Source organism: Acinetobacter tandoii, assembly GCF_008867985.1.
In the GTDB taxonomy this organism is placed as follows: Bacteria; Pseudomonadota; Gammaproteobacteria; order Pseudomonadales; family Moraxellaceae; genus Acinetobacter; species Acinetobacter tandoii.
Genome location: NZ_VXLD01000022.1, coordinates 1 through 24,689, shown reverse-complemented (window position 1 = coordinate 24,689; position 24,689 = coordinate 1). Strand labels below are relative to the sequence as shown.

Genomic DNA, 24,689 nt, shown 5'->3' with positions numbered 1-24,689 from the left:
TTTTTATCTGCATCACCGCCGATGGATGTGCATTCTACAGCATTTCAGATGTGTTGCAAGCATATTTCAAAATTAATTTTATCGTGTGCATATTTTTCAAACTATAAAAAACATATGCTATTGTTTTTTATATTTAATTTATTTTAATAAAAATTAATAGTTTTTATTCAGTGCTCTAAAGCACGCTAATTGAGCGCACCGTATTTAATTTAAGTTATTGTTTTAATTTTAAAATATTTTTTATTTATTTAAATTTATATATTTCTCTAGTTTAAATTGCTTCTTTAATCTTCAATTTATGTATATTTTCCACCCTAAATGTATATTTTTATATCATTTTCTAGTCATCCTATATTTCAAAAGCAAAACAACCACTCTTAGAAAAGAGTGGTTGTTGTTTATTTTAGGCTTTTCATTAGAACTTCATGCTAATGCGTGCCCAATAGTTTCGCCCGATATTATTAAATTGCTCAGTTGCAGCATAGCCAAAGCCTGAACTTCCTAATTTATTCAAATGTTCGGCATAGTTCTTGTCAAAGACATTGTCCACACCAACAGAAAGATCAACGCCTTTTTGCAGGTTATAGGTTCCATTTAAGGACAATGTGCCGAAGCCTTTACTGTCTTCCACATCATAGCCAATAATATTACCTTCGCGATAACTGGTCCGATCTTGTGCTGCAACCACACGCCACAATAAACCAAGATTATATTTGTCTTGAACATAACGTAAATTGAAACGCCCTTCTAGCGGCGCAATTTGCGGTAATGCGCGATGGTCTGTGGTATTTTCACCCCACGCATATATGGCACTGACATCGGCTTGAATCTGATCCGTCAATTGATAACTAATGCCTGCTTCTGCCCCTGCAATCGTCGCATCGACATTACGGCTTTTGGCTTCCAATTTTCCCATAGAACCCGTTGGTGTGTATGCCACCAAGATGTAATCTTGAATCAGCCCTGCATAAACCGAAGCCCATGATTTAAATGCACCCTGTTCATATTGATAGCCTGCATCAAACTGTGTGGTTTTTTCATTGTTTAAATGATCGAAGGTTGTCCCTGTTTGGTAATATTGGGTACTGAATAATTCCCAGTAATCTGGTACACGCTCAACATAGCCCAAACCTACATAGGTTTTCACCTGATCCTTAAGTTGACTTTCTAGGCGGACAAATCCACTCGGTAGCGTTTCTTTACGTTCCGTATCCATCTTCAGATTATCAATTTGAGTTTGATCAATACGCGCGCCCGTGACCAACTTATTCTGATCACTCAATTGATAGCTTAACTCACCAAAAGCACCATAAGATTCAAAATCCATGTCGGTCACTCTTGGTTTATCTTTATAAGTATTCATCATCCCTTTACGAGCGCTATGCTTATTATTCTGCGCATCAACACCAGAGACTAGACTCCAATTATCCCATTCTGTTGTTATTGCTACGCGAGAGTTTAATGTTCTTCGAGCTACATTCGATGCCATCGGCATTGACATACCATCAACAGGAGTGAATTTACGAAGACTAAAATTATCCATGACATGATCGTTATAGCTATAGTCCACTTGTGCTTCGATCTTCTGAATCACTTCATTGATATTTTTCTTTTCAACATGTAAACCTAGGCTTTCTCGCGCAAACTTGGAACCATCCATACTTCGCCCAGCATAGACTGCCTCTCCATCACTCTTACCGCCCTTCAGTTCCACCCACGTATCTTCATTCGGTGTCCAACCAAATGCCAGATCAGCATTCCATTTTTCCCAGTCCGATGGAACTGTATGTCCAGCACCATCTTGATAACTATCGGCAACTGAACGGTTGGCATTTAAACGTACATATTTAGTTTCATCACCCACAGCTGTTTCAATATTATGATCCAGACGTCCATAAGAACCCACCATGACACTGGCTTGCCCACGATAAGGTTTTTCGCTAGTCAATTTCTCGGGTTCACGTTCAAAAATGACCGTTGCCGCTGAACCTGTATGTGCATATTGCACCGTTTGCGGTCCCTTTATCACGGTAATCTTGTCATAACTTTCAGGTGAAATATAAGAGGTTGGATTATCCATACGACTAGGGCATGCACCCAAGTTTTCGGTGCCATCGGTTAATATTTTAATACGTGAACCGAACATACCACGGAAGGTCACATCGCCATTGGCCCCGCCATTTTTAATTTGATTAAAACCAACAATACTTTGTAAATAAGCAGCACCATCTACAGCTGGAATTGGCTGTGTCGGTTGTTTTGGATCTGCATGAACAATTAAGCCATTGGCATCATTGCCTTGCTGGGCGGTCACGACAATAGGAGTCAAAATTTGAGCAGGTTGTACTTCTGTACTATAAGCCGCGACTGAATAACACGCGACACAAATCGCAGCCGATAAAGGCTGTAACAAGAATTTAGGCTGAGCCATATCAATCTCTCTAAAAACATAAATAACACTGTGCCTAAGTCATAAGACCCAAGCGAAAGAAAGCGGATTTATGCCAAGAGTGGCGGTGCCCGTCCTTGTGGAATCAGAAAGAGTTGTTGTAGAACAAACCAAACATGCGCAAAGGCTTTCTGAAAAGCGATTAAACGCACTTGAATACGATCAAGTATTGGCTTTACATCAAGTTCAGGCGGCAAGACTAAATTGCCATATACGGTACAGTACTGACATTGATGATGGACATCATGATGATCATGTGCAGGTTGCTCTTGATGCTGCATGTGCATATGCGAATGCTGATCATGTACAACTGAAGTTTGAACGGCGTGTGCCGCCTGAGAAGGGAGTAATAATGCACGCGTAATGGTTTCACAGACCGGAGCAACTTGATATTGCTTCGGCAACAAAGGCTGTAGAAAAACAGCAATCTGTAAAAAAACTGCGACACATGCCAGCAGCAAACCACCACGGAAAAGCAAAAATAATCATCCTGCAATTTGTGCGGCGCCAGTATAACAAAACCCAATCGGAATTGGGTTCATACTTAAAGATGATTTTTAATGAGAAATTATCCGCGCTTGACTGCAACTTTCTCTTTTTGACGCTGACGCGTCACTTTTTCCACTTTTTCACGCGCACGCTGACGCTTGAGTGGTGATAAATAGTCAACAAATAATTTGCCGTTTAAGTGATCCATTTCATGCTGAATACAAACAGCGAGAAGTTCGTCTGCTTCAATTGTAAAGGACTGACCTTCAAGGTTAATTGCCTCAATTTTTACACGTGACGGACGCTCAACTTTGTCGTATATTTGAGGCACTGATAAACAGCCTTCTTCATAGGGCTGGGTTTCTTCAGTCAATGGGGTAATTTTGGGGTTAATGAACACCATAGGCTGATCTTTATGTTCAGATAGATCCATAACAATCAACTGAATATGGCGGTCGACTTGGGTAGCGGCTAAACCAATGCCTGGCGCTTCATACATGGTTTCAAACATATCTGCAGCTAACTGACGAATTTCATCAGTAACTTCTTCGACTGGTTGTGCAATGGTACGAAGACGGGGATCGGGGAAACTTAAAATAGGTAATAAGGCCATAAACATCCTCACTTATGCCATTGATCAAAAAACCAAATGAAGGAATGCTTGATCAAAAAAATGTGTGTAATATCGTTATTATAACGTAAATTACGTACATAATTTTAGGAATTATGATAATGAAAAAGGTTTTGAAGGGCATGCCATCTTTTAGTGCCTTGGGGTTTAAACAGCAATTGTTGGCACTGACTGTCGGTTTGGCGATCAGTGTTGGTTCTATCGCAGTGGTTGAAGCTGCACCAGCTCGTAATGTTAATCCACCTTCATTAAAAGCGGGTGCTCCACAAGTTTATGTAGTGAAAAAGGGGGACACCCTCTGGGATATTTCGGGGAAATTTTTAGATAAACCTTGGCGCTGGCCTGAAATTTGGGCCAGCAACCGTCACGTGAAAAATCCACATTGGATTTTCCCGGGTGACAAGCTACTCCTGTGTAGCTATCAGGGCAAGCCATTGATTGGTAAAGACGAAGGTGACGGCTGTGACGGCATTATCCGTCGATATGCTGGCGGCACCAAACTACAACCTCAGGTCCGCGTCGAATCCTTAAATGATGCTATTCCTGTAATTCCATTGGACAATATTAAACAATGGTTAGAACATTCAACGATTGTTGCTCCTGAGTCAGTGGACAATACACCTTATGTACTGGGTACTGCTGATCAACGCGTATTGGCAGCCAAAGGGCAAACCATCTATGCGCGTGGCAATGGCTTAGAAGTGGGCCAGCAATATGCAGTTTATCGCGAAGGCGACCCGTACACCCTCAGCAATGAAAAAGGCAAAAAGTATAATGCTGGACTTGAGCTGAATCAGGTGGCGACGGGCATAGCTGTTGCAAGTGAAAATGACATTACAACACTGGAACTCACAGATAGCTTTAATGCCGAAGTACGTCGTGGTGACCGTGTACTCCCTGTTTATGACCCAATGTTGCCTACCCTGTTCTATCCAACCATGGCTGAAGATGTAACGGCTGGAGGACAAATTGTTCGCGTGATGGGTTCTATTGGTACGGCTGCCCAACACAGCGTCGTGACAATAGATCGCGGTAGTTTTGAAGGCGTGCAAGTGGGCCATGTATTTAGCATCAACCAAAAAGGTGAACAGGTTCGAGACCCGAAAACCAAAGAAATGGTGCAATTGCCTGGACAAAAAATTGGTAACTTAATGGTGTTCAGAACTTTTGATCACTTTAGCTATGGCTATGTGCTTGACAGTTCCTTACCTATCAAAATCGGTGCTTATATTCAACCACCATTAATGGATGATTAATTCGGAGTTGCTATGCTGAAACCATTATCACAAGTGCAAATGGACACCATTACCTTGTGGTATTTGGTTCAGCACTCGCTCAGCAGTTTTTATAAACTAGAACAACACTTTGGTAGCATCCATAACGCAGTACAACCCCAAAATTTGCAAGATTGGTCAAAATTAGGTTTACATAAAAATCATATTCAACGTGCACAACAATTTTATACCCAGTCTGAACAAAGTAAGTTTCAGCACCTTATTCAAGAAATTGAGCGACATAGTGATTTCGTACTGAGTTATCACGATCCCGAATATCCACAACAATTGCTGCCTTATAGTGATAAACCCCCAATTCTATTTGGACAAGGACAACTTTCGCTGTTGATGCAGCCACAAATTGCCATTGTCGGCAGTCGTAAACCCAGTCCACATGGTCGCCAAATTGCCTATGATTTTTCGTATTATCTCAGTGAAAAGGGTTTTGTGATTAGCAGTGGCTTAGCACAAGGGATTGATGAGGCTGCACATCAAGGCGCTTTATCTCATCAACGTACACTGGCAGTCATGGGCACAGGACTCGATCAAACTTATCCCGCACAGCATCGGCAACTTCGCCAGCAAATTTTGCAGCATTCAGGTGCCATTATCAGTGAGTTTTTACCCCATACTCCGCCGCTACGACAACATTTTCCACGCCGAAATCGGATTGTCAGTGCCCTTTCTTTGGGAACTCTTGTGGCAGAAGCAGGTTTAAAAAGTGGTTCAATCTCAACAGCCACATTTGCAGCAGAACAAGGAAAATTAATTTTCGCAATTCCCGGACATATTTATAGTGAATTCCATCAAGGTTGCCATCAACTGATTCGCGAAGGCGCAATTTTGGTCAGCCATCCTGAACAAATTTTAGAAGACCTTGCTTTACCAACACAATGGCAAACACAGCAGCAATCCCAAAGCGACTCAACCTCACATTCTGTCCTTGCAAAGCCTGAGATTCCTGAGCATTTAATACCACTTTATAATCAACTGAACTGGACAGGATCTCCGCTAGACCATTTGGTCATTCATCTTAAGCAAGATACCGCGACATTGACTGCCCAGTTGATGGAATTGGAGCTTTTAGGTTTATGTATGCAACAATCTGGAGTGTATTTGCGTTGTCGTCCTAACCAATAAGGTTCAGAATAGGCCTTTGCTTAAATTAGGACAAGAAAATGATTACCACCTCTGTTGCCGAAGCTGCCGATAGTTTAAAACGCGGACAGGTCTTGGCATACCCAACAGAGGCAGTATGGGGATTAGGTTGTGATCCTTATAACGAAGCTGCATTTAATGAGATTTTGAAGTTAAAACAACGCCCTATTGAAAAAGGTGTCATCTTATTGGCTGGGCATATTTCCCAAGTTGAACACTTGCTGGCCAGACTCACTCAAGAGATGCGTGACACCGTGATCGCCTCTTGGAGTAACCGTAGCCCAACCGAGCGTGCTACCACTTGGTTACTGCCTGCGAGTGAAGACATCCCTGCCTGGATCAAAGGTAATCACCCCAAAGTTGCCATTCGCGTGACTACACATCCTTTATGTGTGGCGCTTTGCAATGCCTTTAATGGTTTTATTGTCTCGACCAGTGCAAACCCCGCAGGTCTTGAACCCGCACGTTCGCTGCAAGAAGCCCATAAATATTTTAATCATCATTTAACCTATTTAAACGGTGATTTAGGTTTAAGCCAAGAACCTAGTCGTATTTTAGATGCTGAAACGGGTCAAATTATTCGTGCATAAGCGAATAAAACAATCAATTTTATAGAAAATTTGGACAAAAAAAAGCTCAATCAAATAGGTTGATTGAGCATAAAAAGGATGTGTGTTAATCACATCCAGAGGGTTCGAAAATTTTGCGGAATGTTAGACTTAAAGTATTATTAAGAAATACTTAACTAATCATTCTTGATGTGAACATTATCTAATATTTCAAATCAAAATACAAACCCCTTATCTCCGCCATTTTTTTGATTAAATGCATGATTAAAATGTTAAATTTTCTCAAAAAGTCAAACTATCCTGCTATTTTTAAAATATTTTTAAATAAATAATCATTTGACAGTATGAAAATTTACACTTATAACTGGTAGTTTAGTCCAAAAAAAATAAATCAATAAAATTTACTGTTTGATTATTTATTAATCATACTGGTTGACTCTATTGTCTCAGATTGTACCTGCCGTGCTTTTATTTGTGCCATAACAATCCCCGTAATAATAATAATTCCCCCTATGGTGTGATGCATCGTCCACGCTTCATGCAACCAAAAATAAGCCAATATTGCTGTAAAAATGGGCATCAAATTCATAAAAATACTGGTCCGATTAGGTCCTAAACGCTCTACAGCAAGCATCCATACCCAAGGTGCAATCAGGGATGCAAATAGGCCCGCATACAAAACACTTGCGGTATTCTGCATATCCAAACGGTCTATGCCTAACCAAAGTACGAACGGCAAATGGTAAATCAGAGAAAATCCTATTTGAACGTATAGACTAATCATGAGTGGGACTTTCAGTTGCCATTTCTTTAAAAACACCCCGTAAAAAGCATAAAAGAACACGGCAATTATCATCAGCAAATCACCCCAGTGCCCACCTAAATGAAGTAAGGCTTGAAGTTGTCCTTGAGCAATCACATAGAGTAAACCCAGAAATGACACCAAGCTCCCCATGACAGCAAAACGATTAGGCACTTCTTTTAGAATAATGATGGAAACAAAAATGGTAAAAATTGGAATAAAGGCATTAATAATTCCCATGTTGGTCGCAGTGGTATAATGCGCAGCGCTATATGCTAACCCTTGATAGAGCAACATACCAAAGGCACTGAGTATTGCAAATTGCCTCCAATGTAATGCAACTAACTGACGCTGCTGCCACACTTTAGGCAGCATGACTGGCGTGAGGACAATAAAAGCCACCAACCAACGATAAAAACTAATGCTCACTGGAGAAATGTAATCCGCGACATAACGCGTCACTGCGATATTCAGCGACCAGATAAACACTGCAATTAAGGGCAGCATCACTGCCAATTTCACCCATTTGTTTTGCTGCATTTCCCCACTCATTTACAATATCTTGGATGACTATTGTGCTAAAAGTCTGAAATAATAGACATACGTTTTTTCAGACATTGATATGGCAGATTCAACCGTCCGACATCCATTCCTCCTTCATAATGGGCATCTTGCATGAAAAGTTATGCAGACACTGATTTATCTCAATTGATAGAAGTGCATGAATATTTTTATGCACAAAATGATGAAATTGCAGCGCATAGTTGCATATGGGGCGATTTTAATTTTAGTTTAAATGGTATTTTGGATTATGAAATTGAAGGAATACATCATTTATCGCCTCCAAATTACGGACTTTGGATTCCAGCCCATACTGCTCATGCTTGCATTGCGCGTGAGATACAACCTACCCATTATATTTGTATTCATCTCCATCCTGTGCTTTGTAACTACTTTCCCACAACGACAAAAGCCGTCGAAATCAGTCCTTTTCTCCGCCATTTAATTAAAGAGATTCTACGCCAAAAGCCCGCAACAACCGCTGTGGAATACGAACATTTACTTCAGGTTTTACTCGATCAACTGCGTACCGCACCTGCTTATGAGCACTACCTACCACAAACACAACACCGTGTTTTAAAGCCAATCTTACAGCAACTGTCCAATCCACAATGCTTCGCTAAAAGTTTGCAACAAATCCTCCATAAATTTCAGTTTACCGAAAGGCATTTACTCCGCTTAAGCCAACAGGAGCTACAACTCAGTCTCGCAGAATGGCGCAATCGGGCAAAAATTCTGTATGCGATTGATCAACTGCATGCAGGATCGACAGTTAAAAAACTGGCTTATGATTTGGGTTATCAACATAGTTCTAGTTTTATTGAATTCTTTAAGCGCTATACAGGACAAACACCCGCTCAATTACGTGAATAAACCAGCAGCTCCACGCTCTTTTTACCTCACTTGCAGGATTCAACTTGAAGTTGACGTGAATTCTCGTTACAACATCTACACCCGATAAAAATCAATGGATCTGTGTATGAACCAGTCTGTATATGACATTCCTGTAAAAACCATTCAGGGAGAGAACATCACCTTAAACCAATATCAAGGCAAAGTCCTTTTGATTGTCAATGTGGCATCAAAATGTGGCTTAACCCCGCAATATGAAGGTTTAGAAAAACTCTATCAGCAACAAAAAGATCAGGGCTTAGAAATTTTAGGCTTTCCTGCCAACAACTTTTTGGCACAAGAGCCTGGTAGCGATAGTGAAATTCAAGAATTCTGCTCACTCAACTACCAAATTGATTTCCCTTTATTTTCCAAAATTTCTGTCGCAGGCGAAGATAAACATCCACTCTATGAAACCTTAATCCATGCTATTCCTGAACGCATTGGTGAAGGCCCGTGGTGGAAAGATTTGGTCGATTATGGTCTCACCCCAAATGAACCACCTGAAGTGTTATGGAATTTTGAAAAATTTCTAGTGAACAAACAAGGACAAGTGGTGGCACGTTTTGCACCCGACATTACCGCAGATGATCCGCGTATTCTGGATGCCATTCAAACTGAGTTACAAAAATAATAAACCATTCTGAGCATCAAGCAGTCATTTATTGGCTGCTGATGCCTTAAAAGCCTTCTTAATTTCTTCATGATTTTAATATTTATACAACATTAAATTCAAACTAACTCAAAGACTTACTGCTTTAATAACAAGATCAGAACAAGATAGTAAGTTTAAGGTTGGTAGATCATGAATCGTTTAGTACAAGCTGTTGTTTTCTCTTTATCCACTGCATTAGTAGCTGCGCCCGCTTTTGCTGCTCCACAGAATTCACAAGATCACAAACAACACGCAACTCAGAATCACAATGATGCAAATCATCAAGGCATGCATCATGATTCTTCAAGCCATCATGCACAAGATCAACATAAACCCGCAAGCAATAATAAAACTGGGAATAAACAAATGACTCGCCCATCGGCGACATGGAAACCAGGCAATCCTGTTCCAGCACAATACCGTGGTCAGAGTTACAAAGTTGACCACAGCAAATACAAAAAATTAAATAAGCCAGGCAAAAATGAACAGTGGATCAAAGTGAATGGTGATTATGTCCTTACCAATGTGTTAAATCACAACATTATTAAAATTGTTCCAGGAATGTAAGGTTCCACATAGATCACAAGAGTGCTTTCAGCACTCTTTTTTATATCCAACCTTTTTGTTGTTGCTTTGCAGCCTGACTTTGGAAAATGAGGCTGCCATTTTATAATTCTGTTAAAGCAATTCAATGCTAGATTGAGACCATTCAAGATTATGAAAAAACTTCTGCAAGGTGCCTTACTTCCTTTTGGTATTTTTGTTGCTGCAATCAGCTTACTTGGCTGTAATCAGGCGACAGAACATGATACCCAAACAGCTAATTCCACTGACGTAGAAGAACACAGCACTTCTCATAATAATCCTGCGACCGAATTAAAAAATGGCAACATGATTTATGTGGTTCGTGATGTTGCCGACATGCAATTAAAAGCAGGTGACTACGTCCAACAGTTGAAGCAAACTCAAACTGACTTAGAGCAAGCTTTAGCAGATAAAGACCAGCAATCGCTCCAAACATCAGTCAATGCTTTACATCAACAACTCACTGACTTCAACCGTGCTTTAAATAGCTTAGATTTAAAAAGTCAGGAAGTTGACTCCATTCGACAAAACATCATGTCTACTAATCAACAAGTCCTCGATTTACCTTATTTAAATGGTAAAGTTGACCTTCAATCTGTCGATTTGCATAAAATTGAACAACAAATGACGTCGGTACAAACAGAAATGCTTAAATTGGCAAAAATGTTACTGTCACAACCCGACTTTAGTGAAAAATCATCATAAAAACATTAGAGGATTCATCTGTTATTTTTAATGAGATGAATCCTCAACCTATATTTAAAGACTAAAATCGATCACGATTCGACCATCAATCTTACCCTGCTCCATCCGCTCAAAGATATCATTGATATGTTCTAAAGGCTCTACATGAATATGTGCCTTTACTTTACCCCGTGCCGCAATATCTAAGGCTTCTTTCAAGTCTAGACGTGTCCCGACAATCGACCCCCGAACAGTAATCCCATCCAGAACCATATCAAAAATAGAGAGGTCAAACTTTCCAGGTGGTAAACCATTGAGCACCATGGTTCCGCCACGACGTACAATTGAAACTGCCTGTTCAAATGCTTTTGGTGATACCGCAGTCACTAAAACCCCGTGACACCCTTCACCCGTCGCTTGCAATACTGCATCTTTAACATTCACGTGCAGTACGTTCACCGCAACATCTGCGCCTAACTGTTTCGCCAGCTCAAGCTTTGTATCATCAACATCAATCGCCACCACATTAAAACCCATCGTTTTAGCATATTGCACTGCAACATGACCTAAGCCACCAATACCAGAAATTGCAACCCAATCCCCTGCTTTTGCCTCCGTCATTTTAAGCCCTTTATAGACCGTTACACCCGCACATAAAATCGGCGCTATGGCGAGTAAATCAACTCCCTCTGGGATGACGCCAACATAATTACCGTCAGCCAAACAATATTCGGCAAAGCTGCCATTAACGGAATACCCTGAATTTTGTTGCTGTTTACATAGGGTTTCCCAGCCTGCATAGCAATAATCGCAGTGTCCGCATGCCGAATAAAGCCAAGGAATGCCCACCACATCACCGACTTTTAAATGATGAATCCCTGCCCCTATCTCGACTACTTTACCTACACCTTCATGACCAGGAATAAAAGGGAGATTCGGCTTGATTGGCCAGTCCCCGTGCATGGCATGTAAATCGGTATGACAAACACCCGTTGCGATCATTTTGACCAACACTTTACCTTCACTTATTTTTGGAATTTCAATGTCTTGGATTTGTAAGGGTTGGTTAAATGCCGTAACGACTGCGGCTTTCATTGTATTTGCCATTTTCATTCTCCATATACTCATGTTTGAGTAAAATTCTTATGTAACAATCTCATTCAGGATTAACATAAAAACTGGAAATGAAAGGTAAGCATTTGGTGTGTTTTTTGATCAAAATTGCAGCGACCTACTGAATTAGCACAAAACCTGCATCTTTAGAAACCGTATAGATCATTCATGCGTTTAATCGATACGCATCACTATCAATAACGCTTATGTAAAACTAATTTTAACCCGCTCGCCATTGTTGAAAGGCTGTCTGCATTGCCTGTGTTTGTGCTGAAGACACCTGATGTTGATGTAAATAACTAAAATCACCACGGTAAACAGCATCCACTATAGTTTTGGCTAAAGCCACAATGCTTTCTCTACCTTGCAGTCGATAGGCGTGAATCTGTTCAGGAGTTAGAAAAATATCCCAACAAGAAACTACTGAACTCATGTCCACCGCAATTCCCAAATAGTATTGATGATCATCTTGATAAAGTTCCCAAAAATGTGGTTCTTGTTCTATCAGTTCCATGCGTTTTTACTGAGCAAAATTATTTTATAGCATAAAAAAAGCCACCTTTCGGTGGCTTTTTCAATCTTAAACCGTCTCTTATTGAGCGCGGTTTTTGATTTTGCGGATGGTTTCCAACTGAGCAGCAGTTTCTGCAAGAGCAGCCAAAGCAGCAGCCGAGTCCAAATCGCTCTTTTGATTGGCAAGCAATTGCTCAGCGTGTTTACGCGCTTCAAGAATTGCCGCTTCATCTAAGTTTTCTGCACGGACTGCAGTATCTGCAAGAACCGTAACAACATGCGGTTGAACTTCTAGAACACCACCAGATACATAGATTAACTCTTCTGTACCGTTTTCCAACAGAACGCGAATCGCACCCGGTTGAAGTAAAGTTACTAATGGCGCATGACCGGGCATAATACCCAATTCACCACCAGCACCTTTAGCAATTAGCATCGTTACCGTGCCAGAGTACAAAGACTCTTGAACACTTACAACATCACACTGCATAGTCGCCATGAGAATCTCCTAAATTAGGTAACTAATTAAAGTTTCTCAGCTTTAGCAATTACTTCGTCAATACCACCAACCATGTAGAACGCTTGTTCTGGAATGTGATCGTATTCACCAGCTAAAAGACCTTTAAAGCCACGAATCGTTTCTTTAAGCGGTACAAGTTTACCAGGAGCACCAGTAAACACTTCAGCTACGTGGAACGGTTGAGAGAAGAAACGTTGGATTTTACGCGCACGGTAAACAGTCAACTTATCTTCTTCAGCAAGCTCATCCATACCAAGAATCGCGATGATGTCTTTCAATTCTTTATAACGTTGAAGAACGTTTTGAACTGAACGAGCGATCTCGTAATGCTCAGCACCCACAACTAGTGGATCTAACTGACGTGAAGTTGAGTCAAGTGGATCGATCGCTGGGTAAATACCAGAAGATGCGATGTCACGGCTCAATACAACTGTTGCATCTAAGTGAGCAAACGTAGTTGCAGGCGATGGATCTGTTAAGTCATCGGCAGGTACGTATACCGCTTGGATTGACGTAATAGAACCAGACTTAGTCGATGTAATACGTTCTTGAAGAACACCCATCTCTTCTGCAAGTGTCGGTTGGTAACCTACTGCAGATGGCATACGACCTAGAAGTGCTGATACTTCAGTACCTGCTAGTGTATAACGATAGATGTTGTCGACGAACAATAATACGTCACGGCCTTTACCGTTTTCGTCTTTCTCGTCACGGAAGTACTCAGCCATGGTCAAACCAGTCAACGCTACGCGTAAACGGTTACCCGGTGGCTCGTTCATCTGACCGTAAACCATTGCTACTTTGTCAAGAACGTTTGAGTCTTTCATCTCGTGATAGAAGTCATTACCTTCACGAGTACGCTCACCAACACCAGCAAACACAGATAAACCTGAGTGAGCTTTCGCGATGTTGTTGATCAACTCCATCATGTTTACAGTTTTACCAACACCGGCACCACCGAACAAACCAACTTTACCACCTTTCGCAAACGGGCAAAGTAAGTCGATGACTTTAATACCAGTTTCTAAAAGGTCAGTAGACGCTGCTTGCTCAGCATAAGAAGGTGCTTGACGGTGAATTGGCAAACGCGCTTCAGTCGCAACCGGACCAGCTTCGTCGATTGGGCGACCAAGAACGTCCATGATACGACCTAGAGTCGCTGTACCTACTGGTACAGAGATCGGTGCGTTAGTATTCGTTACGTTCAAACCACGCTTAAGGCCTTCAGTAGAACCCATTGCAATAGTACGAACTACGCCATCACCAAGTTGTTGCTGAACTTCTAAAGTAGTTTCAGTGCCATCAACGTGGAGAGCGTCATAGATCTTAGGAACGCTGTTACGTTCAAACTCGACGTCGATAACCGCGCCGATGATCTGAATGATACGACCGCTACTCATTGCTGTCTCCTCAATTCAAAATAATGTTAAACGGCAGCGGCACCACCAACGATCTCAGAAATTTCCTGAGTAATCGCGGCTTGACGCAGCTTGTTATAAATAAGTTGTAGGCTCTTGATCAATTCACCTGCGTTGTCAGTTGCAGCTTTCATTGCAACCATACGAGCTGACTGCTCACACGCGATGTTTTCGATCACACCTTGGTATACCACAGACTCGATATAACGAACCAATAAGCCATTTAAAAGCTCTTCAGCTTCTGGCTCATAGATGTAGTCCCAACCGTATTGACGGTTAAGGGTCTTGTTTTCTTCAGCAGTCGCTAAAGGCACAAGTTGTTCGATCTTTTGATTTTGAGTCATGGCATTGACAAAGCCGTTTGATACGAGATAAATACGATCTAACTCGCCTTTATCAAACGCATCTAACATCACCTGTACAGAACCAGATAACTGTTCAAGGCTTGGTGTATCACCGACATTTGTCGTAGCACCGAGCACTTTACCGCCGTAGTTTTTAAAAAACGAAACCGCTTTTTGACCAATTAAAGCAAATTGAACTTCAATTGACTGCTCTTGTTGCTGTTGGACGTGTTTAACCACTTTTTTGAACAAGTTAATGTTCAAACCACCAGCAAGGCCGCGATCTGAAGACACAATGATATAGCCAACGCGCTTAACTGGGCGTTCAACCATATAACGGTGTTTGTATTCAGGGTTCGCTTGAACCAAATGAGCAATTACACGGTGCATATTTTCGGCATACGGACGGCCTTGAGCCATGCGCTCTTGCGCACGACGCATCTTAGAAGCTGCTACCATCTGCATCGCGCGAGTAATTTTCTGCGTGCTTTTGATACTAGCTACTTTGGCGCGAATTTCTTTTAAATTTGCCATACGCTTAACCTAGTATTCGAAGGCCCTTTCGAGCCCTCGAAGGTTGATCCGTGAACCAAACCAAAACTAAATCCAACTGAAGTTGAAATTAGTAAGTTTGAGTCGCTTTAAAGCTTTCAATACCTGCTTTGATTGCAGCTTCGATGTCCTTGTTGTAATCACCAGTAGCATCGATGTTTTGCATTAACGCAGCATGTTCTGAACGGAAGTAAGAAATTAATGCAGCATCAAAGTCTACGATTTTCTTCACTTCAACGTCAGCCATGTAGCCTTCGTTAGATGCATAAATTGAAACAGCTTGGTCAGCAATTGAGTAAGGAGCATATTGCTTTTGCTTCATTAACTCAGTTACACGTTGACCATGTTCGAGTTGCTTACGAGTTGCTTCATCAAGGTCAGAAGCGAACTGAGCAAACGCTGCCAATTCACGGTATTGCGCCAAAGCAGTACGGATACCACCAGACAATTTTTTGATGATCTTAGTTTGCGCTGAACCACCAACACGAGATACAGAGATACCCGCGTTCACAGCAGGACGAATACCTGCGTTGAATAATGATGTTTCAAGGAAGATCTGACCGTCAGTGATCGAAATTACGTTCGTTGGTACGAATGCAGATACGTCACCCGCTTGAGTTTCAATGATTGGTAATGCAGTTAATGAACCAGTTTGGCCTTTAACTTCACCTTTCGTGAATTGCTCAACATAGTCAGCTGAAACGCGCGAAGCACGCTCAAGAAGACGTGAGTGAAGATAGAATACGTCACCTGGGTACGCTTCACGACCTGGTGGACGACGTAATAACAATGAAATTTGACGGTAAGCAACAGCTTGCTTAGACAAATCATCATAAATGATCAGTGCATCTTCACCGCGGTCACGGAAGTATTCACCCATTGTACAGCCAGAATATGGAGCCAAGTACAACATTGCTGCTGGATCGGCTGCAGCTGCTGCTACAACAGTTGTATACGCCATAGCGCCAGTTTCTTCTAGCTTGCGTACAACGTTCGCGATGGTCGATTGCTTTTGACCAATTGCTACGTATACACATTTAATGCCAGAGTTTTTCTGAGCGATGATCGCATCGATCGCCATAGCTGTTTTACCAGTTTGACGGTCACCAATGATCAACTCACGCTGACCACGGCCTACTGGAATCATTGTATCTACTGATTTATAACCAGTTTGTACAGGTTCATCCACTGATTGACGCCAAATTACGCCTGGTGCTACTTTTTCAACAGCATCAGTTAATTTTGCATCAATTGGGCCTTTACCATCAATTGGGTTACCCAAAGCATCTACGACACGGCCTAAAAGTTCTGGACCAACCGGAACTTCTAATACACGACCTGTGCAACGTGCTTTTTGGCCTTCTTGAAGGCTTAAGTAGTTACCTAAAACAACGACGCCCACTGAATCCTGTTCTAGGTTCAGTGCCATACCGTATAAGCCGCCGTCGAATTCGATCATTTCACCGTACATTGCATCAGCAAGGCCGTGAATACGCACAATACCGTCGGAAACCATAACAATGGTTCCTTCGTTTTTAGCGGTCGCGCTGGTGTCCAGATCGCCGATACGCTGTTTAATGAGCGCACTGATCTCGGATGGATTCAGTTGTTGCATTGCGCTATACCTCAATCTTTATTAAGTTCAGTCTTCTAATACGCAGCTTTTTTCAAGCCTTATTACGCAAGAAGACGAGTCCGCATTTTTTCAAGCTTGTTAAGCGCAGAATCATCTATCACTTGGTCGCCTGCACGAATAACTACACCAGCAATAAGCTCTGGTTTAACTTCTACAGTTACATTTACTGCAGCTTCGAATTTTTTCTCTAAAGCATGTGCAAGTAATTGTTCTTGTACAGAAGTCATAGGGAATGCAGATTCAATCACTACATCCACCGTATTGTTATTCTGTGATTTGAGCTGTTCGTATTCTGCAGAAATTTCAGGAAGAAGAACCAAACGGCTATTTTCCGCAAGCAATGTCAAAAAGTTTGACACTGCCGCAGTTTGGTCTTCGCCTAATACTTTTGCAAAAAGACTTACCTGCTCAGCAGGAGTAAGCTCAGGGCGAGTTAAGAAAGCTGAAAATGCTTCGTCTTGCACCGCAGCACTGAGCAAGTTCAATGCAGATGACCAAGCGTCAGTTGCATTTTGCTCAGAAGCGTAAGCAAATGCTGCTTTAGCGTACGGGCGTGCCAACGTCAAGAGTTCAGCCATAATCCGCCTCTCTTAAAGTTTAGCAGCCAGCTGAGTCAGCATGGCATTGTGAGCTTCTGCATCAACTTGCTGGTTCAGGATTTTTTCTGCACCAGTAACTGCAAGAGCAGCAACTTGTTGACGTAATTCTTCGCGAGCAGCATTGATTTCAGTGTCAACAGCTTCTTTTGCTTGTTGACGAATACGCTCACCTTCAGCCGCAGCTTGAGTACGCGCTTCTTCTACCAATTGTGCACCGCGACGGTTCGCTTGTTCGATCAATTGAGCCGCTTGTGCTTTTGCTGCATCTAATTCAGCTTTTACTTGAGCTTGCGCATCCGCAAGATCAGCTTTCGCTTTTTCAGCAGCGTTTAAGCCATCAGCAATTTTACGCTGACGCTCACTAATCGCATTGATTAGTGGTGGCCACACGAATTTCATGCAGAATGCGACAAACATCGCAAATGCAATCGCTTGACCAATCAATGTGAGGTTGATATTCATTTCGCTATTCCTCAATAGTTTAATTTAGGAATTAAGCTGATTAACCTACAAATGGATTAGCGAAGATGAAGAACAAGCCAATACCAACACCGATCATAGGCACAGCATCAAGAAGACCCGCGATTAAGAACATACGAGTTTGAAGTTGTGGAGCCAATTCTGGTTGACGAGCAACAGCTTCAAGGAAGCGACCGCCTAAAAGACCAAAACCAATCGCAGTACCTAAAGCACCAAAAGCGATCAAGATAGCAGATGCAATTGCAACTAGACCTAAAGTGAGTTCCATGATAATTCCTCAGAGGTTAGGTTTATACCAAATTAAAGTAAAAAAATTTTAAGCCCAACCATCCTTTGATAGTTAGGCAATACCATTAATGTTTTTCGCTTGCCATGCTCAAGTATACGATAGTCAGCATCATGAAAATGAACGCTTGTAACGTAATAACAAGAATGTGGAAGATCGCCCAAGGCACAGACAGCGCCCACTGGATCCAGAACGGTAATAATGCGATCAAGATGAAGATCAACTCACCCGCATACATGTTACCGAAAAGTCGCAGAGCCAATGAAACTGGTCGTGCAAGGAAGGTTACTAATTCAAGAATTAAGTTCACTGGAATCAGTAACGCTTTTGCAACTGGGTTACTTGGATTAAATGGGTTAAGTGCCAATTCGCCAACGAAACCACCAATCCCTTTTTCACGGATACTGTAGAACAAGATCAGTACGAATACAGATAAAGACATACCAAGGGTAATGTTTGGATCTGTAGAAGGTACAACCTTAAAGTAAACGTGATGAGGATCCATACCAAATACACTTGCACCAATCTGTTGAGCTAAATAAGGAATCCAGTCAACAGGAATTAAGTCCATTGCATTCATGAGGAAAATCCACACGAAAATGGTCAATGCAAGTGGAGCAATTAAGCGTGATTTGCCATGGAAAGTGTCGCGAACACTTGAGTCCACAAACTCAATGATCATTTCAATTGCAGACTGGAACTTGGTCGGAACACCAGAGTTTGCAGCTTTCGCTACACACCAGAATAACAAACAGAAAATCACACCAAGAGTGATAGACCAACCCATTGAATCCAAGTGAATAGCAGTGAACCCCATCTGTTGAGCTTCAGCACCAGTCTCAGCCAATTTCCATGTCCCGTCTGGCATTTTGCCATAGGTCATATTGGTCAAGTGATGCTTGATATACTCGGTCGAAGTAAGGGCATGTTCTTCAGCAGCCATAAATCACACCTGGTCAATGTCAAATACAAATAGAGTAAGCGAATATCGCATGCTGCGTGATATCTCGCTTATCTCCAAAAAAACTTTTCAATTTAGCTGCGCTTAAACTCGTTTTTGTAGACGTGACACCCAAAAAGGAGCGACCCACGACATGGTTTGAACGAGGATAAAACCACAAAACAACGCCCCCGGAGATAACGGTTGGACATTGCTTAAAATTAAAATAAATCCGACGATCACAATCGTAAACTTGCCCATCATCCCTCGGTACATATTTGCAAGTACCTGTTTGGATGCTCTCGCTCCTGCAGCTCGAAACGACTGCCACGAAAAATAACAACTTGCCAGCCAGCAAACACCCGCACCAAGTGCGGCACTTAAAGCTGCCGTTGCATCTTTCACAACCCACGCTAACAAGGCTGACACAGGAATCATAAATGCTTGCAAGATGACTAATGCTTTCGCTAATCGTCGGTCAATCATGCGACTAGTTCGGCTCATTATTTATCCACTCACAGCATAAATGCTTGACAAGTTTAGCTGATGATCGTTTTTAATCGCAGGCATTATAGAGTTACACCCCTGAACATGCAATCATTTCCCGACCTAAGTCGAGTTTTTTTCAATACAATAAATGTCTAGCAACTGATTAAATATTGATTATTTTGTCTTCATTGACGCGCAGTTAATACACAATTTTTGACTTGTTGCGCCAAATCTGACCATGCTGAAATGAAGTTATTTTCTGCTGTTAAACTTTCGTCAACCGCTTGAAACACAATAGGCTGCAGTTTTTGATACTGATTGGCACTGGCATGAGCTTCTGCCAGTAAGCACATTTTCTTTTGCCCACGATGATCATTCAAATATTTGATTTGTGCCAGTGTTGGCGCAATATGTGGATCATCAGTCATTGATCCAGCAAGTTTTAAGTGTAATGGGCGTTCTAAGTACTGATAAGCATCGTGATAGGCCCAATACGGCTGCACTGCACCTTGATTTTGGAATTTTTGCGCTATACCAAACATCTGCTTGGCAAAGACTTGTGCATTGTGCCAATACTTATCACGGTATTGAGGTTGTTGCTGTGAACGTAATGCTGCAATAAAGAAACCAATACGCACCGCATTGTTTGGGTCTAACCAAACATGGGTATCGACCGTGTTGGCTAAAGGTGCGCCACGTGTACTGCGTTGCGGTAAGGTTTTAACTAATCCTGAAGACAAGATAGAAACCGCTTTAGGATTATTATGCAGTAATTTATCCAGTGGAGCTTCATGGGCTTTGCCGAGCCAAATCACCAATCCAGCGTCTTGTATCGCCTTACGATGTGCAGGTGTTAAAGATACATCATGCCCAGTTTGGTTTTCCAAGAGTAAAACTGGTTGCTCCACCCCTTTTGTGACTTCTTGTGCAATCAAATATAACGGATGCGTTGAAACCACAAGACTTTGAGTCCACCCCACAGTACTTAGAATGGACAGTAAACAAAAAGCGAATAGACGAGACATGATCAAACAGCACTAAATTTTATCTAGTGTTATAATATAACAATTTAATAAAAATACCTACGTCTAATCGTAACTTAAAGCGGTTCATGTTAAAATTTAATGTCAATTTTTCTATTTCAAGCCCGAACTGAGGTTGCTATGAGCTTATGTTCGCATGAACACCACAATGCATTACATGGCGTACATGATCATCATAATGTCGCAACACGCCTTGCGGAAGCAGAAAGCCTCTGTGCAGCCACTGGCGCGCGCTTAACTCCACTTCGTAAAGAAGTACTCGAACTGATTTTGACTGCGCATGGTCCAATGGGGGCTTATGATTTACTCGCAAAAATCAAAAGCGAATCTGATCGCCCAGCAGCCCCACCGACTGTTTATCGCACATTGGATTTCTTATTAGAAAAGGGACTGATTCATCGGTTGACTTCAATCAACGCTTATATCCCCTGCTGCCACCCTCGCGAAGGTCACCAAGCCGCATTTTTAATTTGTACAGAATGTCATATTGTGAAAGAAGCATCTTCTGAAGGTCTACTACAACAATTAGATGCGCTTGCCACTTCTGATCATTTCACTGCACAACACAGCATTATTGAGATTTCTGGAAAATGTCAGAATTGCAGCCAAGCGAATTAAGCACTCCTGTACTCATTGCTTTAGAGCAAATTAGCGTCCGTATCGATGACCGTGACATTCTGAAACAGATTGACTTTTCGATCCATGAACAAGAAATTGTCACCTTAATTGGCCCGAACGGTGCGGGGAAATCAACCCTAATTAAAGTGCTACTAGGCATTTTAAAACCCAATACTGGACAAGTATCGTCTACACGTAAACTTAAATTTTCTTATGTACCACAGAAATTTAACCCATCGCACAGCCTACCCTTACGTGTGAAAGACTTACTTGATTTAGAGTCCTGCCCTGCTGCAATTAAACAAGAAATTATTCAAGACACAGGCATTGCCAAACTGCAAGATTCAAAAGTACAACAACTGTCTGGTGGTGAACGACAACGTGTGTTATTAGCGCGGGCCTTACTGCGCCAACCTGACCTTTTGGTCCTTGATGAACCAATGCAAGGGCTTGATATTCAGTCTGAAGCTGAACTGTATGATTACGTTCGTAGCCTGCCTGAAAAATATCGTTGTGCGGTATTGATGGTGTCGCATGATTTACAGTGGGTGATGCAAGGTACGCAGCGCGTGGTCTGCTTAAATAAGCATATTTGCTGTAGCGGTTTACCTGAAAATATTCAACAGCATCCAGAATACCAAGCCATTTTTGGCACCAACCGTGTGTTCTATCAACACCATCATGATCATTGTGCTCATGGAGATAGTGCCACAACCTGCCAACATGATCCTCGCCCTCATATTCACCCTGAACCGGAAGCCTAATAGATGTTGGAATGGTTAGATCTGCTATTACCCGCTTGGACCATGGGGACATTATTGGTGTTCTTAACTGCACCTTTGGGCTGTTTGATGCTTTGGCGTCGTATGTCGTTCTTCGCAGACACCATGGCACACGGGACTTTGTTGGGCGTAGCGATTGCAGGTGCCCTCAGTTTACCGTTTTGGGTCGGTGTCACTTTATTGGCATTCATGCTGGTCGCCATTTTATGGGTACTGCATGATCCGCGTTTACCCAATGATGCCTTGCTAGCCCTCTGTTCAGCCACTTTGCTGTGTGCAGGCTTAATGCTGATTCAACATTTACCAAGTTTAAGACCTGAATTACTCAGTTATTTATTTGGTGACTTGCTCACGATTGCTTGGTCTGATTTACCTATGTTTGCGATTGTGATTGCACTGGCACTTGCAGTACTGTTCAAATACTGGAAAGCGCAAATCCAAATTGCAATTGATCCTGACATTGCAATTAGTGAAGGCGTGAATGCCAAATGGCAACGTTTGGTATTTATGCTACTTTTAGCAGTTTTCACGGTCTTGGCATTGCGCGCTGTGGGTTCACTGTTAATGGGAGCGCTTTTAGTGATTCCAGCACTTACTGCTCGTCTACTCGCACACTCACCTAAGCAAATGGTGATTTGGGCTTTTATTGCAGCTCAATTTGGCGTCAGTGTAGGTCTATGGTCAAGTGCTGCGCTCAATACCCCAACAGGTCTCAGCATCGTGCTGTGTATGGCGTTGGTTTTTGCGCTGATTTTTGTAGTTCAAAAAGTGAGAAAAATGGCTTAATCCATCATCTCTCATAAATAATCTTGATCGCTCTCTATTATTGATGTACCAAACTTAAAAGTCCCGCAGCACAACTAAATAGCACAGCAAAAGTACGATTCATGTATTTTTGCTGTTTTGGAGATTTCAACAGTTTCAACACCTTCGCCGCTAAACCTGTATAGCCCGCCATCACAATCAAGTCGATACTGATCATGGTCACAGCCATCATTACATACTGAATCCACTGTGGCTTAGACAAGTCTAAGAACTGGGGCAATACTGCCAATAAAAATACGATTGCCTTTGGGTTGCTCATATTGACCAAGAAACCATAACCCACCAGTTTGGGAATCGACTTTGTTGCTTGTTGTTCTTGCTCAATTTCAATGGACTGTAGAGGTGCCTTCCACTGCAAGTAAGCCAAATACAATAAGTAGCCCACACCAAACCACTTCACCAACAGAAAAGCCCAAGGTGTAGTGGCAAAAAGCACCCCGACCCCAGTGGCAACAATCCCAATTTGCACCAACAGCGCCAGTTGCAAACCAATCGCATTCCAGTAACCACGACGAAATCCATAGTTTAAACCACTCGACATCGAGGCAATTGCCCCTGCTCCAGGTGAAACACTAATCACCCAGCATGCCAACATAAACGCCATCCAAACTTGAAAAGACATCGTCACACCACCTCAGAAAAACAGGTCATTATATGACTTTTCACACATTCAATGTGCTGAGAAATTCTCACTCAAGAATAATATAGTTTAGGCTATTCAGCTATGCATGGATCAGGCACAATAAAACCCAGCCACACATTGAATAAAAATCAAAGGAGCTATAAATGACCGCACAATCCGTAATTTTACCCTTACCTTCAGATCATGCCCGCTTTATCGTATTACGTTTAAAAGATTTAACGTTGCCTGAACTAAAAGAAAAGATCGAAGATTTACTGGACACGCGAGATCGTTTAATTACTCAACATCCAACTGCAGAAATTAAGACCGCGATTGCCTTTGGGCCTGAACTTTGGACAAAACTCTATACACAATCTCCTGAGGGATTCAAACAACTTGCTCCAATTCAGGGTGCCTTTGAAATGCCAGCTGTACCCGCGGATGTGCTGATTCATATTGCCTCGCAACGTAGTGACATCTGCTTTACTTTAAGCCAAGCTTTCTTCGATGGGATTCAAGATAAAGTTGAAGTTTTGGATGAACGTGTATGTTTTCGCTATTTTGATGGGCGAGATTTAACAGGCTTTATTGATGGCACTGAAAACCCACAATTTCCTGATGATCGCGCAGAAACAGCACTTTTAGCAGAAGATGCAGGTATTTTTGCAGATGGTTCTTTTGTATTTGCACAGCGCTATATACATGATTTAGATAAATGGAAACGTCTAAAAGTCGACGCACAAGAAAATGTCATGGGCCGTTCCAAACTAGAAAGCATTGAAATGGATGATGACGTCAAACCAGAAAATGCTCATATTGCACGTGTTGTGATTGAAGATGATAAAGGCGAAGAGATGGAAATTTTGCGCCATTCTTTACCTTATGGCGATGGTAAAGGTGAGCAAGGCCTGTTCTTTATTGCTTATACCAAAAACCTTGCCATCATTGATAACATGTTAGAACACATGTTTGGCACAACTGGCGATGGCATTCATGACCGCCTATTGCATTTTGTGACCGCGGTAGATGGTGCTTACTTCTTTGCTCCGAGCGAGGAGTTATTGGAAGAGGTTTTGGCGGATTAACTAAAAAATTATGAATAAGCAGTTTATTTCTACTGCTTATTCAAAAGCCAATATCATTTTTGATTATATTTTTAAA

28 protein-coding genes are annotated in these 24,689 nt (G+C 41.9%); 11 read left to right on the top strand and 17 right to left on the bottom strand.

The genetic code is table 11. From position 1 onward, the window contains the following. Positions 1-415: 415 nt before the first annotated feature. The 3 genes from F4W09_RS16690 to def form a co-directional block, all read right to left on the bottom strand. Positions 416-2,431: a TonB-dependent copper receptor gene (locus tag F4W09_RS16690; protein WP_016165585.1), complete on the bottom strand. Its 2,016-nt coding sequence runs from the start codon at positions 2,429-2,431 to the stop codon at positions 416-418. A gap of 68 nt (positions 2,432-2,499) precedes the next feature. Continuing rightward, the gene (locus F4W09_RS16685) at positions 2,500-2,928 is read right to left on the bottom strand and encodes a DUF2946 family protein (RefSeq protein WP_016165586.1); all 429 of its coding nucleotides are present in this window, start codon (positions 2,926-2,928) and stop codon (positions 2,500-2,502) included. An 89-nt stretch (positions 2,929-3,017) separates the two neighbouring features. Then, on the bottom strand, positions 3,018-3,551 hold the full coding sequence (gene def, locus F4W09_RS16680; RefSeq protein ID WP_016165587.1) for a peptide deformylase: 534 nt from the start codon (positions 3,549-3,551) through the stop codon (positions 3,018-3,020). Positions 3,552-3,670: 119 nt separating this feature from the next. On the opposite strand from def, the gene F4W09_RS16675 reads away from it, so the two are divergent. Genes F4W09_RS16675 through tsaC form a run of 3 tightly spaced genes read left to right on the top strand, consistent with a single transcriptional unit; the run spans position 3,671 to position 6,591 of the window. After that, a complete protein-coding gene (locus F4W09_RS16675; RefSeq protein ID WP_016165588.1) occupies positions 3,671-4,825 on the top strand; it encodes a LysM peptidoglycan-binding domain-containing protein in 1,155 nt (384 codons plus the stop codon). 12 nt (positions 4,826-4,837) lie between these two features. Beyond that, positions 4,838-5,983: a DNA-processing protein DprA gene (gene dprA / locus F4W09_RS16670; protein ID WP_016165589.1), complete on the top strand. Its 1,146-nt coding sequence runs from the start codon at positions 4,838-4,840 to the stop codon at positions 5,981-5,983. Between the two features lie 38 nt (positions 5,984-6,021). Next, complete coding sequence (tsaC, locus tag F4W09_RS16665; RefSeq protein WP_016165590.1) at positions 6,022-6,591, top strand: L-threonylcarbamoyladenylate synthase type 1 TsaC; 570 nt, start codon at positions 6,022-6,024, stop codon at positions 6,589-6,591. Positions 6,592-6,982: 391 nt separating this feature from the next. Here the strand turns inward: tsaC and F4W09_RS16660 are convergent, their stop codons facing one another. Further along, positions 6,983-7,912 carry a DMT family transporter gene (locus tag F4W09_RS16660; protein WP_016165591.1) on the bottom strand — a complete coding sequence of 310 codons (930 nt, stop codon included), beginning with the start codon at positions 7,910-7,912 and terminating at the stop codon, positions 6,983-6,985. Between the two features lie 135 nt (positions 7,913-8,047). On the opposite strand from F4W09_RS16660, the gene F4W09_RS16655 reads away from it, so the two are divergent. The 4 genes from F4W09_RS16655 to F4W09_RS16640 all read left to right on the top strand — a co-directional run bounded on the left by F4W09_RS16655 (position 8,048) and on the right by F4W09_RS16640 (position 10,769). After that, positions 8,048-8,806, top strand: a complete 759-nt coding sequence (locus F4W09_RS16655) for an AraC family transcriptional regulator (RefSeq protein ID WP_016165592.1) — start codon at positions 8,048-8,050, stop codon at positions 8,804-8,806. Positions 8,807-8,912: 106 nt separating this feature from the next. Further along, on the top strand, positions 8,913-9,458 hold the full coding sequence (locus F4W09_RS16650) for a glutathione peroxidase (protein WP_016165593.1): 546 nt from the start codon (positions 8,913-8,915) through the stop codon (positions 9,456-9,458). A gap of 171 nt (positions 9,459-9,629) precedes the next feature. Then, positions 9,630-10,046, top strand: a complete 417-nt coding sequence (locus F4W09_RS16645) for an RcnB family protein (RefSeq protein WP_016165594.1) — start codon at positions 9,630-9,632, stop codon at positions 10,044-10,046. Between the two features lie 150 nt (positions 10,047-10,196). Continuing rightward, a complete protein-coding gene (locus tag F4W09_RS16640; protein WP_016165595.1) occupies positions 10,197-10,769 on the top strand; it encodes a PM1805 family lipoprotein in 573 nt (190 codons plus the stop codon). A gap of 54 nt (positions 10,770-10,823) precedes the next feature. On the opposite strand, the gene adhP is transcribed toward F4W09_RS16640, so the two are convergent. The 12 genes from adhP to F4W09_RS16580 all read right to left on the bottom strand — a co-directional run bounded on the left by adhP (position 10,824) and on the right by F4W09_RS16580 (position 20,663). Next, a complete protein-coding gene (gene adhP, locus F4W09_RS16635) occupies positions 10,824-11,855 on the bottom strand; it encodes an alcohol dehydrogenase AdhP (protein ID WP_016165596.1) in 1,032 nt (343 codons plus the stop codon). Positions 11,856-12,081: 226 nt separating this feature from the next. Next, entirely contained in the window at positions 12,082-12,375 is a 294-nt protein-coding gene (locus F4W09_RS16630) for a hypothetical protein (protein ID WP_016165597.1), read from the bottom strand. Positions 12,376-12,453: 78 nt separating this feature from the next. Further along, entirely contained in the window at positions 12,454-12,873 is a 420-nt protein-coding gene (locus F4W09_RS16625; RefSeq protein ID WP_016165598.1) for a F0F1 ATP synthase subunit epsilon, read from the bottom strand. 26 nt (positions 12,874-12,899) lie between these two features. Then, positions 12,900-14,294, bottom strand: coding sequence for a F0F1 ATP synthase subunit beta (gene atpD / locus F4W09_RS16620; RefSeq protein WP_004684425.1), 1,395 nt, complete (start codon positions 14,292-14,294; stop codon positions 12,900-12,902). A gap of 26 nt (positions 14,295-14,320) precedes the next feature. Continuing rightward, complete coding sequence (gene atpG, locus F4W09_RS16615; RefSeq protein WP_016165599.1) at positions 14,321-15,190, bottom strand: F0F1 ATP synthase subunit gamma; 870 nt, start codon at positions 15,188-15,190, stop codon at positions 14,321-14,323. A gap of 88 nt (positions 15,191-15,278) precedes the next feature. Next, a complete protein-coding gene (gene atpA / locus F4W09_RS16610) occupies positions 15,279-16,823 on the bottom strand; it encodes a F0F1 ATP synthase subunit alpha (RefSeq protein WP_016165600.1) in 1,545 nt (514 codons plus the stop codon). Positions 16,824-16,885: 62 nt separating this feature from the next. Beyond that, positions 16,886-17,422: a F0F1 ATP synthase subunit delta gene (locus tag F4W09_RS16605; protein WP_016165601.1), complete on the bottom strand. Its 537-nt coding sequence runs from the start codon at positions 17,420-17,422 to the stop codon at positions 16,886-16,888. A gap of 12 nt (positions 17,423-17,434) precedes the next feature. After that, complete coding sequence (locus F4W09_RS16600) at positions 17,435-17,905, bottom strand: F0F1 ATP synthase subunit B (RefSeq protein ID WP_016165602.1); 471 nt, start codon at positions 17,903-17,905, stop codon at positions 17,435-17,437. 40 nt (positions 17,906-17,945) lie between these two features. Beyond that, positions 17,946-18,191: a F0F1 ATP synthase subunit C gene (gene atpE / locus F4W09_RS16595; protein ID WP_000424060.1), complete on the bottom strand. Its 246-nt coding sequence runs from the start codon at positions 18,189-18,191 to the stop codon at positions 17,946-17,948. An 85-nt stretch (positions 18,192-18,276) separates the two neighbouring features. After that, entirely contained in the window at positions 18,277-19,152 is an 876-nt protein-coding gene (gene atpB / locus F4W09_RS16590) for a F0F1 ATP synthase subunit A (RefSeq protein ID WP_016165603.1), read from the bottom strand. 102 nt (positions 19,153-19,254) lie between these two features. Beyond that, on the bottom strand, positions 19,255-19,653 hold the full coding sequence (locus tag F4W09_RS16585) for an ATP synthase subunit I (RefSeq protein WP_016165604.1): 399 nt from the start codon (positions 19,651-19,653) through the stop codon (positions 19,255-19,257). Between the two features lie 170 nt (positions 19,654-19,823). Then, positions 19,824-20,663, bottom strand: a complete 840-nt coding sequence (locus tag F4W09_RS16580; protein ID WP_016165605.1) for a metal ABC transporter solute-binding protein, Zn/Mn family — start codon at positions 20,661-20,663, stop codon at positions 19,824-19,826. A 138-nt stretch (positions 20,664-20,801) separates the two neighbouring features. Here F4W09_RS16580 and F4W09_RS16575 point away from each other — a divergent pair, with 138 nt between their 5' ends. From F4W09_RS16575 to znuB, 3 genes are read left to right on the top strand one after another with little or no spacing between them, the layout of a single operon-like run. Further along, complete coding sequence (locus F4W09_RS16575) at positions 20,802-21,299, top strand: transcriptional repressor (protein ID WP_016165606.1); 498 nt, start codon at positions 20,802-20,804, stop codon at positions 21,297-21,299. Then, positions 21,272-22,063: a zinc ABC transporter ATP-binding protein ZnuC gene (gene znuC / locus F4W09_RS16570; RefSeq protein ID WP_016165607.1), complete on the top strand. Its 792-nt coding sequence runs from the start codon at positions 21,272-21,274 to the stop codon at positions 22,061-22,063. The genes F4W09_RS16575 and znuC overlap by 28 nt, the downstream gene beginning before the upstream one ends. A 3-nt stretch (positions 22,064-22,066) precedes the next feature. Continuing rightward, positions 22,067-22,867, top strand: coding sequence for a zinc ABC transporter permease subunit ZnuB (znuB, locus tag F4W09_RS16565; RefSeq protein ID WP_016165608.1), 801 nt, complete (start codon positions 22,067-22,069; stop codon positions 22,865-22,867). 37 nt (positions 22,868-22,904) lie between these two features. Here znuB and F4W09_RS16560 read toward each other — a convergent pair whose 3' ends face one another. After that, positions 22,905-23,528 (bottom strand): LysE family transporter, encoded by a 624-nt coding sequence (locus F4W09_RS16560; protein ID WP_016165609.1) that lies wholly within the window; start codon positions 23,526-23,528, stop codon positions 22,905-22,907. A 164-nt stretch (positions 23,529-23,692) separates the two neighbouring features. On the opposite strand from F4W09_RS16560, the gene F4W09_RS16555 reads away from it, so the two are divergent. Beyond that, on the top strand, positions 23,693-24,613 hold the full coding sequence (locus F4W09_RS16555; RefSeq protein ID WP_016165610.1) for a Dyp-type peroxidase: 921 nt from the start codon (positions 23,693-23,695) through the stop codon (positions 24,611-24,613). Positions 24,614-24,689: the final 76 nt, after the last annotated feature.

Coding starts and splice junctions, on each gene's coding strand:
- F4W09_RS16690 (WP_016165585.1), bottom strand. CDS start 2,431: ATGGCTCAGCCTAAATTCTTGTTACAGCCTTTATCGGCTGCGATTTGT.
- def (WP_016165587.1), bottom strand. CDS start 3,551: ATGGCCTTATTACCTATTTTAAGTTTCCCCGATCCCCGTCTTCGTACC.
- F4W09_RS16675 (WP_016165588.1), top strand. CDS start 3,671: ATGAAAAAGGTTTTGAAGGGCATGCCATCTTTTAGTGCCTTGGGGTTT.
- dprA (WP_016165589.1), top strand. CDS start 4,838: ATGCTGAAACCATTATCACAAGTGCAAATGGACACCATTACCTTGTGG.
- tsaC (WP_016165590.1), top strand. CDS start 6,022: ATGATTACCACCTCTGTTGCCGAAGCTGCCGATAGTTTAAAACGCGGA.
- F4W09_RS16660 (WP_016165591.1), bottom strand. CDS start 7,912: ATGCAGCAAAACAAATGGGTGAAATTGGCAGTGATGCTGCCCTTAATT.
- F4W09_RS16655 (WP_016165592.1), top strand. CDS start 8,048: ATGAAAAGTTATGCAGACACTGATTTATCTCAATTGATAGAAGTGCAT.
- F4W09_RS16650 (WP_016165593.1), top strand. CDS start 8,913: ATGAACCAGTCTGTATATGACATTCCTGTAAAAACCATTCAGGGAGAG.
- F4W09_RS16645 (WP_016165594.1), top strand. CDS start 9,630: ATGAATCGTTTAGTACAAGCTGTTGTTTTCTCTTTATCCACTGCATTA.
- F4W09_RS16640 (WP_016165595.1), top strand. CDS start 10,197: ATGAAAAAACTTCTGCAAGGTGCCTTACTTCCTTTTGGTATTTTTGTT.
- adhP (WP_016165596.1), bottom strand. CDS start 11,855: ATGGCAAATACAATGAAAGCCGCAGTCGTTACGGCATTTAACCAACCC.
- F4W09_RS16630 (WP_016165597.1), bottom strand. CDS start 12,375: ATGGAACTGATAGAACAAGAACCACATTTTTGGGAACTTTATCAAGAT.
- F4W09_RS16625 (WP_016165598.1), bottom strand. CDS start 12,873: ATGGCGACTATGCAGTGTGATGTTGTAAGTGTTCAAGAGTCTTTGTAC.
- atpD (WP_004684425.1), bottom strand. CDS start 14,294: ATGAGTAGCGGTCGTATCATTCAGATCATCGGCGCGGTTATCGACGTC.
- atpG (WP_016165599.1), bottom strand. CDS start 15,190: ATGGCAAATTTAAAAGAAATTCGCGCCAAAGTAGCTAGTATCAAAAGC.
- atpA (WP_016165600.1), bottom strand. CDS start 16,823: ATGCAACAACTGAATCCATCCGAGATCAGTGCGCTCATTAAACAGCGT.
- F4W09_RS16605 (WP_016165601.1), bottom strand. CDS start 17,422: ATGGCTGAACTCTTGACGTTGGCACGCCCGTACGCTAAAGCAGCATTT.
- F4W09_RS16600 (WP_016165602.1), bottom strand. CDS start 17,905: ATGAATATCAACCTCACATTGATTGGTCAAGCGATTGCATTTGCGATG.
- atpE (WP_000424060.1), bottom strand. CDS start 18,191: ATGGAACTCACTTTAGGTCTAGTTGCAATTGCATCTGCTATCTTGATC.
- atpB (WP_016165603.1), bottom strand. CDS start 19,152: ATGGCTGCTGAAGAACATGCCCTTACTTCGACCGAGTATATCAAGCAT.
- F4W09_RS16585 (WP_016165604.1), bottom strand. CDS start 19,653: ATGAGCCGAACTAGTCGCATGATTGACCGACGATTAGCGAAAGCATTA.
- F4W09_RS16580 (WP_016165605.1), bottom strand. CDS start 20,663: ATGTCTCGTCTATTCGCTTTTTGTTTACTGTCCATTCTAAGTACTGTG.
- F4W09_RS16575 (WP_016165606.1), top strand. CDS start 20,802: ATGAGCTTATGTTCGCATGAACACCACAATGCATTACATGGCGTACAT.
- znuC (WP_016165607.1), top strand. CDS start 21,272: ATGTCAGAATTGCAGCCAAGCGAATTAAGCACTCCTGTACTCATTGCT.
- znuB (WP_016165608.1), top strand. CDS start 22,067: ATGTTGGAATGGTTAGATCTGCTATTACCCGCTTGGACCATGGGGACA.
- F4W09_RS16560 (WP_016165609.1), bottom strand. CDS start 23,528: ATGTCTTTTCAAGTTTGGATGGCGTTTATGTTGGCATGCTGGGTGATT.
- F4W09_RS16555 (WP_016165610.1), top strand. CDS start 23,693: ATGACCGCACAATCCGTAATTTTACCCTTACCTTCAGATCATGCCCGC.